Raw genomic sequence first — 12595 nt, forward strand, 5'->3', positions numbered from 1 at the left:
AGATAACCCCTTTGCTTCGTTCTTGCTTTCTATTTCGATTCAAATATCTCCTGTTTAAAATCAAGCGTTCCCGAAAAAAATGGGCGGCTTATCAGAGCCGCCCATTTTTGTGTTATATACAGGTTTATCCGTTATCAATAACACCGTTGTTCAGCAATGACTCTACAATCTCATTGGAGCTGAGACCGTTGAAGTCGATTGAAGTACCTAAGTTTTCCACGACAATAGTCTGTTGAACATTTGCATCCGTCGTAATGTTCAGAGAAACACTTTCCGTCGATGCATCGTAGTCTGCCGAAATGTGACCAAGCAGATCATCCATGTCGATCATTGAGTTATTGAGATCAGAGATAACTTCACGTAAATCGATACTGTCTTCGTTAACAGTGAAGTCAGTAATGGTATCCACTGCCCCTTCATCAACGGAATCTACCGTCCACTTGAAGATATCGCTGCCGTCTCCACCCGTTAAGATATCTGAGCCTAAGCCACCGATAAGCACGTCATCACCATCACCACCCAGAATAACGTCGTCACCGTCTCCACCAATCAAGTTGGTACCTGTGTCTCCGCCGACTAAATAGCTGTCGTCCACTGCGGTTGACTGGTCAATATCGTCGCTATCACTACTCACATCCAAACTAATTTGGACAGGTGAAGACTGCGCTTCATCGCCATTAGATTCCGTTGATATCGCCGTAAGCGAAATATCGTAAGAACCGACATCAATACCACTGTTAGTATCTGTTGCGACAATTTCTAGCGTATCAATTTCATCGCTTGGTACTGTCCAAGTGGTACCATCGAAGCTAATGCCTGATGGAGAAACGCCACTTGTTACCTCAGCACTAGCTGGTACGCCCGTTAGCTCCAAAGACAGCACCTCGTCAATATCAGTAAGCGCCGCCATGATTCCGACAATCGCTAAACCTTGACTGCTCGCGGTTTGGCTAGCCGCAATTTGACGAATGTAATTAAACTGAGGATTGATACTCAATGTAGGTGCATCAGCTACAGGTGTCACATTGATAGTGAAGTCTTGATTCGCTTCCAATGCGGTACCCGATGCATTTTCGAAGTACACGCCGTTGTCTTCGACTTTCACCGATAAAGTGATTGAAGCTGCGTTGACATCTCCTGCATCCACAAATACACCCTCAGAAGCGTCTGTTGCTCCAAGAACGGAGTTAATATTATCTGGTGTGCCCATTAGGGTGATTTCACCAGCCATCCCCGCCCCAACAGTCACACCACTACCTGCTGGCGGCTCGACACGAAGGTCGCCCTCGGTAACTGTAAGAGTCACGGTCATGCTTTCATTTGCTTGTGCGCCCGCAAAGTCGACGTCACTCACACTAATACCCGTTACTTTCTGGCCATCAGCTTCATTGATCGTATCCGTTACCGAAGTTGCAGTGATTTCAGGTGCGTCATTGGTCGATTCAACATTCAACACTGCTGTGCCCGCGATTGTAATTGGGTCTGGAGCGCCGTTAGTGGTTCCGTCATCTGTGATTTCATAAGTGAAATTAACGTCACCAAAGAAATCTGCTGCGGGTTCAAACGTCCACTCTGTCGCACTCACTTGAGTCAGCGTGCCGGAAGCTGGATCCACTAACACAACATTATCGACGGTCAAGTTGTCTGACTCAGGATCACTTGCGTTGCTCAGCAACTCAGTAGCCGTAATAGTTACCGAACCACCATCTTCTTCGGTACTACTCAACGTTACCTCTGATGTTACCGGTGCATCGTTCACCTCAGTGACTTCGAAGGTCGCCGTTCCTGACACCGTTTGAGGATCTGAAACACCGTTCGTTGTACCGTTGTCGGTAATGTCGTAGGTTAGATCGACCTTGCCGTTGTAGCCAGGCGCAGGAGTAAACGACCATGTACCTGTTACGTTGTCGAAATCCAATGTGCCGCTGCTTGGATCAACCAACTGGACATTGCTCACCATCAAGGTGTCGTTTTCAATATCAGACGCATTCGCCAACAAATCAGCTTGGGTAATATCAACCGCCGTACTGTCTTCTGCGATATCAGAAAGTGTCACTTCAGACGTCGTTGGAGCATCATTGACTTCCGTTACGTTGAACGATGCGCTGCCGTTAACCGATTTAGGATCGGATGCACCATTTGTCGTGCCATCATCTGTAATGGTGTACGTGATTTCAACTGGACCGTTGTAATCTGGTGCTGGGGTAAATTCCCACTCTCCCGTGCCACTGTTGAAAGTAATGCTGCCCGAATTCGGATCCGTTAACTGAACATTGCTAACCGTGAGATTATCGTTCTCTACGTCTGTCGCATTCGCAATAAGATTCGCTTCAGAGATGGAGAACACACCACTGTCTTCTTCAATATCCGGTAGCGTCACTGGCGTAGTTTCTGGGGTATCATTCACCGCTGTCACTTCAATATTGAAGCTGCTGCTGTTGGTATTTAGGGTGTCATCTACCCCACCAATTACGATACCTTCATTACCTTGGTCATCGACTGTCACGTCCACCTGAACGTCACCAAAGAAGTTCAGGTCTGGATTAAACTCAATCAGACCGTCTGCAATGGCATTGTTTAGATCGGCCACTGTGCCTTTCAGTTCAACGGAGTCCGTACCATCACCGCTCACGGTTAGGTTGTAAGTAGTGATGAGCGTTGGATTAAGCTCCAAGATACCGCTGTCGACGTTCACATTGAGTACGTATTCAGCATTCGGATCATCGAGTACGGCATCAATATCGGTAATGCTGAAACCATCAAGCAGCAATGGCGTATCTTCTGGTGTTTCCACATCCACGGTGTTGACGAACTCTGGACGATCGTTCACTGCTTCAACATCAACAGTGACATCAAACTCCTCTGCGGAGCCCAAGCTTTGACTGCCATCGAGTCCAGTATCAACGGCTTGCACTTTGAAATGCAGCGAACCATCCCATGAGTTATCGTTGCGATCCCCAGAATTAAACACCACTTGATCCAAGTCTTGAGCATTGATTTCTAAGACAAAAATGCCGCCGCCTTGGTCAGTAAACACTGTCCCATCAGGTAATGAAACACTCGCCCCATCAGGGACATTGGAGACCTCAACTCTCAGCGTCTCTGGATCATTTTCCTGGTAGTTTGCACCATCTCCGATGGACTCTTTGTTATCAACCACTAACGCATTTACATTAATAACAATGTCTTCGCCCTCATTACCTGCAGCCGAAGTGTCGGGATTCACATCAACATCATCACCAATAGGATTGACAATAAGCGTAAAGTTGTTGTTTCGTTCCGTTGGAACTTGTAGCAACTCCTCTTGAATGAAGACCGTAATACCTATCTCAGCCTCGCCACTAAAGTGTTTTGGCGGTTTAATTTGGATGTCACTCAGGTCAATGGACGCCTGAGTGAGATCTTTTAGTTGAATACTCCATTCGCCCCCACCGTTGTTCTTAACAACATAATCAGAGGAATTGGATTTAACGATAAAGTCATCAGGAAGTCCCGTTAACTTGAATGAAACGAAACTCTCAGAACCGTCATTATCGTTCAGGCTGATCGAAACACCAGAGCCCGATTGATTCAGCGAAATTAAAGTATCTTCGTCACCAATCACTGTGATTGGCTGCGTCGGATCGGCACCTGTAATGGTAATGTCATCAACGACTGGCGTAACTTCAAATGTGACATCGTCAGTGAAGGTTCTTACATCTATATTATCGCCAGAGTTATTCAAGATAGACTGATCAAACACAGCTTCATCAGTAATTTCTCCCTCGATATTAATCTTGACGGTATTTTGGCCACCACCTACGGGGTAATTTTCTTTTGGCTTAAACAGAACATTGTCAAGCGCACCAGCTAAAATCTCAGTTTCATTAAACTCAATACTGGTTCCTAAGCTGTTACCATTGGCATCAACAAACTCACCTAATGTTGTGTCATCAAGCTCTAACTTGATGTTCGTTAGTGTTTCTCGACCACCTTGAGTGTTGTTAAATTGATCGGCAAAATCAACACTCAAGTTAAGTTGGATTAAGCCATCTTCGTAACCGACACCATCCGCCGTGGGAACGTCGTTATTTAGATCAGTTACAGGTTGTTTGTTTGCATCCAAGCCGAAAGTACCAACGATATCTACTTTTACATTCGGTGTGACATCGCTATCCAACGGCTGATCCCCGGCTGAACTCGGAACGTCTGCAACCGGTAAAACCTGAACTGGAAACTGGACATTATTTTCTTTTTCATCACCGGACTCAGTGTCTTTAGTGACGAACCGAATTGGTAATTCGAAATCACCTGCGTAATCTTCTGCCAAGTGCATCGTCAAACCATCAAGGCCAGTAATATTTCCACTCGCATCGATATGGGCTTGGAACACGTATTTGCCATTGACAAAGTCGATATCCGTCCCCGTAATCACCAAACCAGGAGGAATGCCAGGAGCTGAAGGATCGACGATAATAGTCAAGACATCCTCCACGCCATCTGCATTAATCGCATCAACTTTCGACGTTAACTGAGCACCAAGGTTGATAGAATTATCTTCCAACGCTTGAATTTGGACATCATCAGCCACCTGAATTTCTGCCGCTACACTCATTTGCGGTGTGAGAACGGTAGGAAATTCAAGTGTCACATCCGTTTGGCGCATGACCGTCGCATCTTTTTCGTTGCCCAAATCTTCGCCCAAATCATTCACTTCTGCGTAAATGGTTAAGCCAATTTGAGAGAGACCGCCGTTATCGCCATCGTCGCTGTCATCGTTTGGTGTTAAATCAAGACCAGACGGCGCTTTAATTGAGAAGTTATCTTCATTGGTTACTGTCCAACGACCCCCACCTTCATTTAGTGCACCGACGATAACCAATTGGTTGAGGATCTCAGGGTCCACATTGTGAAATTGAACAACAAGTTGAGTCACCACTTCATCTGAAGACGCATCAAACTCTTGATATTTAATGATATGAGCACCAGATTCGCCCCCCAAAGAAGTGTTGATCGTAAAGTCAATATTACCTTGATCGTCTGACTTCACGATATCGGTAGCACCACCACCACTTTCAGTGACAAGCAGACGGGTTTGGTCATCTATTGCCCCCGTCTTATCCTCTGGCTCAACGATTGGATTAACTTGGACATTCACCGTACCATTGATGGTTTTCTCAGCGATACCTTCACCGGGATTCGAAGCGTCAACATATTCATGGTCAATCTCTTTCACAGTGACGGTCGTGGTCAAGTCAAAGTCAGTACTTGAATCCTGCTCCAACTGGACTTGAACATAGCCACTTTGAGAGATTCTAGCGGAAAAATCTTGCTCTGATTCACCGGCTTGCGGTGAAAGCGTTAGTGTTCCAGAAACAAGCGTTTGTGCCACACCATCTACATAGACCGTGCTGCCTGGAGGAAATCCAGAGATGGTTACATCACTAAAGAATTCATCGGTATCAGGGCTTTGTACGAGCGTCGGTTTCCAATCGATGTCAAAGCGCGTATCTTCATCTCCCTCCGATCGAACAACGTAGTTATCTTGGGCGTCAATAACGGGTTCGACCTTGATCCTTACCTCTCTTTCAATCACACGACTATGACCATCATTCTCGGTAACAATGATCGTCCCTGTAATCGCAATGTTTTCAGTTGAAGAGGCTTCCGGAATAATTTGAATACCGGAATTAAAATTCAGCCCAGTGATGTTTGCTTCGTAAATCGGTTGACCGTTACCATCATAGCCAACAAAGGTGAGGTCAACGCTTGAGCCGTCTGAATCTACGACACGAACACCGTCGGGGATGTTGGACAGGATAACAGTAATGGCTTCTGAATCATCCTGTGGTCTATCGGCAACTTCACCAGATACAACCGAGAAGTTAAGGTTTACAACACCATTCTCTTCGATAGTCGTCTCTATCCCGGCCACATCTCCGTCTACGAACCGGTTCCAAACGTTCCCCGCGTCAATTAATACCGTGTCTGGTATGTCAGCAACACCTTTTACACCAACGATGACAGTCTTACTGCCCAGTGACAACACATCTTCTGTCGTACCGGTAGACAATGATGCTGTGTCTTTCACAATGCCTTCGACATTGAAAGTAAAGTCATCATTGCTGTGCAACGGAGGAAGAACTTCGACGTTCGCTAATTCAGACTCTGGCACTTCGTAATAAAGTATATTGCCGCCTGAATCGGTCACTTCTACTATCTGACTTGGGTTTGCTGAGTCCAGCCACACCAGAGTAACCCCATCAATTGAGAAGTTAGAAATGCGCACAAATAACGCTTCAGAACCATCTAAGTCCGCTGATGGTTTCATGGTGATCACTTCACTTAATTGGAGTGGGTCGTGATCAGTGACAGGGTCTACCGTATTTTGAGTTCGAGCGTTATCCTCAAACACATTAATTCGATTTACAGTAAAACTACCTTTATCCGCAACTGGGTTTACATCAATAATGATGGTTTCGGTTTCTGAGCGAGCGGTATCTTTCCCAAGCAGTGGATTGTTGTTTTCCGTCGTAATAGCGGTGACATCAATTCTGATTTCGCCCGAGAAGTTATCTATCGGATCAACTTGAACTTCATCAATTCGGCTTGCATCCACCAGATAAACACCACCGGATTTTGGTATCGCACTACCATCTGAATAGACTAACTCTGCGTTACCTTCTCCTTGTGTAAAGACAAGCTCGTACACAATGCCTTCAGGGTTACTAGTGTCTTGGGTTTCAGCCGTGATGTTAAGTGCGACATTGTTTCCATCTTCATCAACCGAGTAGTTAAATTCGCTGCTTGCCGTCCACGTTGCAATATCTGCAACGGCAGCAACTTCAATTTCTAAACGACCATTAATCGTATGATCTGGCGTACCATTGTTAAGAATTTCCACGCGGATACGAGGATCGATACCAGAAGCATCGGTTGATGTATGTCGATCTGGTACGAAGTACAAGTTATCTAGCGAGACAAGCTCACCATTGAATGACTGCTCAACATTTGATGCGTCGAGAACAACCGTATTGCCCACAGATGTTAATTCAATGTAGTTGCCACTGCCGTCTCGGTAGTAGAACGTACCGTTGTGAGTATCAGCATCTCGAATAGTGATGTCACCTAAGCTCTCGTTACGGTCGATATCGTGTAAATTGATAACCAAGTCGACTTTCGCAGGGTTAACATCCAGCGTCGACAAGTTGTCCTGAGTATTTGCAGAGTCAACGCCCACAACGACACCATCACGCCCTTGGTCTTCGAACGCAGTAACGGTAGACGTGTCAATTTGCGCATTGCGGTCTCTTATCGAGATATCCACATCGGCATCTGCGATATCGCCATCACCATCGGTTGCAACAACGTTTATGGTGAAATCAATCGAGTCGGTTTCGGTATGGTCAAGATCGTCATTCGGACGGAATGACACACTGCCATCGGTTCGAACAACCAAACGACCGATTTCAGTATCCACTCCGTCAAGAACCTTGTGAACGAACACAACTTGGTTGCTGCCGTTTAAATCAACAGAATCGGAATCAACACCGTTTTGCTTGAAGTAAATGCCTGAATCATCAGCCGAGAATGAAGTCACTTGTGCGCCGTCAGCACCAAGGTCATCATCCCCCTCTACAGGGTCTCGGAATAAACGAACCGTGCGGCTGCCTTGTCCCTCAACACGTGAAATAGACGCATCGTGCAAGGTTGGAACATCATCGGTAATCGTCACTGGTAAGTTAATACCTGCCGTATCACCATCGACATCGGTCGCAAAGACTGGGAGATCAAGTATGAGTGTATCTTCGCCTTGAGTTGAGTGATCTAGCGCACCCTCAAGCGTAAACTTGTAAGAGCCGTCAGCGTTCAAAACTAGCGTGAACACTGAGTTACCATCAGGTGTTTGACCTTGATAAGTAAAGTTGTTGTTGCTTACCGCGGTTTGAACTAACGTCACCGCAAGACCACCTGAAGTTACTCCTGGTATCGGGTTAGAAGTAAGATCCAGCTGATAAGAGACAACGGTATCTGCCCCTTCCACCGTATCGAAATTGCCCGTTGCTTCTAGGCTGTCTTTGTTGGTTGCCTGAGAGCCGTTGGCAAGGTCATCCTCATCAACAGCCAAAGCATCTGCTGATTTAATTTCGGGAATGTCATCAACTACGGTAATTGGAAGATTCAGTGATGATGACGTGTCACCATCAAAGTCTGTTACTGTAATTGGAATATCAATGACAAGGTTGTTTTCACCTTGAACAGCGTCATGGTCGATTGGTCCCAACAGCTCAAATTGGTAGCTGTCATTATTCGCATCAAGAGACAGCGTGAAGATCTTAGTTGATGTGCCAGTAATAACCGCTTCGTAACTGGTTACTCCACCATTCGTGCCTACTAGATTCAACTCGATGCTGCTGCCGTTCGACGTTAAGCCAGACACAACTGCATCGAGGTCTGAAACTTGGTAGCTGACAATCTTGTCTGCACCAGCAACGACCTCAAATCCGCCGTTCAATACCGTTGAATCACTACTTGTCGTGTCAGAGCCACCAGCAAGATCATCTTCATCAACGGTTTGTTGGCTTGAGTCTGTCACTTTCACAATCGCTGGAACATCGTCCACTACTGTGATCGGCAAGGTGATGTTATTGGACACATCGCCGTCAAAATCGGTCGCGTTGACTGGGAAGTTGATGACTAACGAGTTTTCATCGTTACCCGCAGGATGATCAAGTGCACCCAACAGTTCAAATTCATAACTGTCTGCTGAACCATTTAGCGTCAGTTTAAAGACGGTGTCCGTCGTACCTTGTACATAAGCTCGGTACTCAATCACACCGTTTGAATTTGAAAACTCAACCAACTCAAGCGGTTGACCACCTGAGGTAAGTCCAGAAACAGGCGACGTTAAGCTATCCAACTGGAAGCTAACGATAGAGTCGGCACCATCAGTAACGTCAAAGTTGCCACCAATGATATTGGATTCTGGCGTGTCGTCCGAACCTTGGCTCGGAATATCATCCTCATCCACAGACAAGGTACTACCAGAGCTAATAGCATCAATGGTTGGCTTGTCATCTACGATCGTCACTGGCAAGGTCGCAGTGATGATATCGTTGTCGCCATCCGTGATCTTCACAGGTAGATTCAACAAAATCTCATCAGAGTTAACCGCGTGATCTAACTGACCAGATAACTCAAAGTCGTATTTACCATCTTGATGAAGTGTCAACGTGAAGACAGTCACTCCACCCGGAGTTTGTCCCACGTAAACAAGCGCGTCAGCAGTTGAAGCACCAACGTCTTGAGAAAGTGTTACCTCTTCTCCACCCGATTTCAGATTCGGGATAGGATTTGAGCTTAGATCCAATTCGAAAGCATCAATACCATCTGCGCTAGTGACTTCGAACTCACCTGATACCGTTAATGGCTCTTTCGTTCCATCAGAACCAGGAGGTAAGTCATCTTCGTCGACACGTAGACTTTCAATATTGGTAACAACTGGAACATCATCCACAACGGTAATTGGCAATGTGAAGGCTGGTGAAGTATCACCATCATTATCTGTCGCCGTCACAGGGAGGTTAATAACAATCTCGTTTTGCTGATTACCATCGGGATGATCAAGCGGCTTCTGTAAATCGAACTCATAGGAGTTGTTCGTTGCATCCAGCGTCAGTTCGAACACCACTTCAGCAGGATTGCCAGCAACACCTTGGTATACGTTCACGCCGTTTGCGCTAGAAGACAGAACTAAGGTGATAGCTTCACCATCTGAAGTCAGTGACGCAACAGGCGTGGTCAGGTCACTCAGCTGAATAGAAGCAACTTGGTCAGCACCTTCGGTGATATCAAAAGTACCTGAAATAACAGTATCTTCTGCACTTGCAGCATCCGTACCTGCTGGTAGGTCATCTTCATCAACGGTTTGTTCGCTGCCTGCTAGCAAACCATCAATGGTCGGAACATCATCCACAACCGTAATTGGTAAGGTGATGTTGTTCGACACGTCTCCATCAAAGTCAGTCGCGTTTATCGGTAAATTGATGACCAGTTCATTTTGGCCATCAGCATTTGGATGATCGAGAGGAGCAAGCAAATCGAACGTGTAGCTGTCATCAGAGGCATCAAGGGTCACACGGAATACTGGTGTCGTCGTGCCATCAATACGAGCTTCGTAAACTGAAACGCCACCTGCGTTTGATACTTCAACCATAACCAGAGATTGACCACCAGAGGTCAGGCCTTGTACTGGCGTCGTCAGGTCAGAAACGCTGTACTCCAAAATGCCATCAGAACCATCAGTCGCGATGAAGTTACCTGCAATGCTGTTCGACTGCGTACCATCAGATCCGACTGTTGGGATATCGTCCTCGTCAACCGTTTGCACACTTGTTGCTTCGATGCCACCAAGTGTCGGTTTGTCATCAACGATCTTGACAGGAATTGTCTCAGCAGACGTGTCGCCATCAAAGTCGGTTGCGATGATTGGGAAGTTCAGTGTCAGCTCGTCACTATCTACCGCGTGGTCGATTGGACCTTCTAGCGTGAAGTTATAAGAGCCATCGGTATTCACTGTCAGCGTAAAGACCGCTTCAGTCCCCGCTGTCGCTTCGTAAGTAAAGCTGCCATCAGCGTTTGCGGTTTCAGTCAGCGTGACTGCCACCCCTTGTGATGTGAGTCCAGCTACTGGTGTTGCAGAAGCATCGAGCTGATAGCTCACCACTCGGTCCGAGCCTTGTGTGGTGGTGAAGTTGCCATCGATTGAAATCGGGTCAGTTTGGTCTGAGCCAATCGTACCTAAATCATCCTCATCAACGGTAATCGCATCAACATCGGTAATAGTCGGCTTATCATCCACGATGGTGACTGGGAGCGTTTCTGTGGTGGTATCACCATCAAAATCCGTCGCGATGATTGGGAAGTTCAGTGTCAGTTCATCACTGTCTGTCGCATGGTCGATTGGACCTTGCAGCGTGAAGTTGTATGAACCATCCGTATTAACGGTCAGCGTAAATACTGCTTCAGTTCCTGCTGTCGCTTCATAAGTGTAGCTACCGTCACCGTTTGCGGTTTCAGTCAGCGTGACGGCCACACCTTGTGATGTTAGACCGTCAACAGGCGTTGCAGCAGCATCCAATTGGTAGCTTACTACCCCATCAGAGCCTTGCGTTGTAGTGAAGTTGCCATCGATTGAAATTGGATCTGAGCCGTCGGAGCCAATCGTCGCTAAGTCATCTTCATCCACGCGGATTGCGTCTACGTCAGTGATGGTTGGTTTATCATCAACGATGGTGACAGGTAACGTCTTCGATGAGGTGTCGCCATCAAAGTCTGTTGCGATAATCGGGAAGTCGATTTGCAGACTGTCGCTATTCACCGCATGGTCTAGTGGGCCCTGCAGAGTAAAGGTGTAGCTGCCATCTGGCTTCACCACCAATTCAAATACGGCATTGCCATCTGCTGTGGCAGTGTAAGTAAAGCTGCCATCACCATTTGTTGTCTCAGCAAGTACGACAGGCTCACCATGAGAGGTCAACCCTGCTACTGGATCTGCAGTTGCATCAAGCTGGTATTTAACAACGCTGTCTGAGCCTTCAGTTGTGCTGAAAGAGCCCGACATAAACGCATCATCGTTTTGGTCTGAGCCAATTGAGGCGAGATCATCTTCGTCCACCGTGAGTGGAACAACGTTATCAATGGTTGGAACGTCATCAGTAATCGTGACTGGAATGGTCGCGGTCGTCGTATCGCCATCAAAGTCTGTTGCAATGATTGGGAAGTTCAGTACTAGCTCATCGCTGTTTAACGCGTGATCGATTGGCCCTTCTAGACGGAAGTTGTATGTGCCGTCTGCATTCACATTCATGGTGAAGACAGGATTACCATCCGCGGTAGCCACGTAAGTAAAGCTGCCATCGGCATTCGCAGTCTCTACCAAAATAACAGGCTCACCTTGAGAAGTTAAACCTGAAACAGGATCAGAAGTTGAATCAAGTTGGTAGCTCACCACTCGGTCTGAACCTTGAGTGGTCGTAAATGCGCCTTCCACAAACACTGCGTCAGTTTGGTCTGAGCCAATACCTGATAAATCATCTTCGTCTACAGCCAGAGGCACGACATTATCAATGATTGGTGCATCATCCGTGATCGTGACTGGAATGGTTGCCGAAGTCGTATCACCATCAAAATCGGTGGCAACAATTGGGAAATCAATCGTCAGGCTATCGCTGTTGGCGGCATGGTCAATCGGGCCTTGCAGCGTAAAATCGTAAGTGCCATCTGTTGCTACGTTTAACGTGAATACCGGATTGCCGTCTGCGGTCGCCACATAAGTAAAGCTGCCATCACCGTTGGCGGTTTCCACCAAGATAATCGCCTCACCTTGAGAGGTCAGCCCCGCAACAGGATCAGCGGTTGAATCCAGTTGATAGCTCACCACTCGGTCAGAGCCTTGTGTGGTTGTAAACGCCCCTTCAACGAACAGATCGCCGCCTGGGTCTGAACCCACACCGCTAAGGTCGTCTTCGTCGACACTCAACGCATCCACCGCTGTGATGGTCGGTACATCATCAACAATCGTGACTGGAATGGTTTCAGTAACGGTGTCGCCATC

At 46.9% G+C, this 12595-nt stretch carries 1 protein-coding gene; it reads right to left on the bottom strand.

The window, feature by feature from the left end; genetic code table 11:
• Positions 1-124: 124 nt before the first annotated feature.
• Positions 125-12595: DUF5801 repeats-in-toxin domain-containing protein (locus R7E42_RS08450; protein ID WP_318072578.1), on the bottom strand; the 12471-nt coding region annotated here is incomplete at its 5' end.

Source organism: Vibrio sp. Vb1337, from assembly GCF_033338715.1.
GTDB lineage: Bacteria > Pseudomonadota > Gammaproteobacteria > Enterobacterales > Vibrionaceae > Vibrio > Vibrio alginolyticus.